The organism is Blastochloris sulfoviridis (assembly GCF_008630065.1).
Taxonomy (GTDB): domain Bacteria; phylum Pseudomonadota; class Alphaproteobacteria; order Rhizobiales; family Xanthobacteraceae; genus Blastochloris; species Blastochloris sulfoviridis.
The window spans coordinates 1-571 of sequence record NZ_VWPL01000080.1 but is presented as its reverse complement, the minus strand read 5'-3'; the positions used below and the strand labels follow the sequence as shown (position 1 = coordinate 571).

At 58.3% G+C, this 571-nt stretch carries 1 protein-coding gene; it reads right to left on the bottom strand.

Annotation, left to right across the window (positions count from 1 at the left end):
* Nucleotides 1-76: 76 nt before the first annotated feature.
* Nucleotides 77-571 (bottom strand): hypothetical protein (locus F1193_RS16915; protein ID WP_210247398.1); only part of this gene is annotated, 495 nt, incomplete at its 5' end.

Here is a 571-nt window from a genome sequence, read left to right as displayed (position 1 = left end):
AGGCCTTCGTCACCCTCGCCGCCATCCAGCTCGCCGTCAGGCGCCTCGCCCGATAGTAGGCTTTTGAGTCAGGCTCTCAGTCATCTTCGATGTCCTCGTCTTCGATCTCGGATTCGACCAGTTTGACATACTCGTCCCACGACATTTGGTTCAGCGGGTCGTTGGGATCTGTTCGTACGGGATAGCGTTCGAGTACCGACGTGAAATCGTTCAAGAGTTCTTCCAGGATGTGTTGCCGCTCTTCGGAATGACATTCCCAAAGCTGCTGAAGTCCCCCGAATGTAATCGCCATCGCGTTCATCTGCCGTGCGAAGCTGTAGACGGCATCAAGTGCATCCCAGGCGCTGCCTGGATCCGCGAAGCCGGTCAGCGTGGGGCGCTGAAAGCCCATTCCGGATTCACTCTTGAGCAACCTCGCCCTCCGGGGAAACACCGCCGAGATCGGGTCGACATCCCAATGCAGCTTCGGACAGCAGGCGATGACAACTTCGCCATACGCAATGCCCATGTCGAACAGGACGTTGCAGCGGGCATAGTTGCCCACCCATGGCGGGTCGTAGCTGTGGTACGC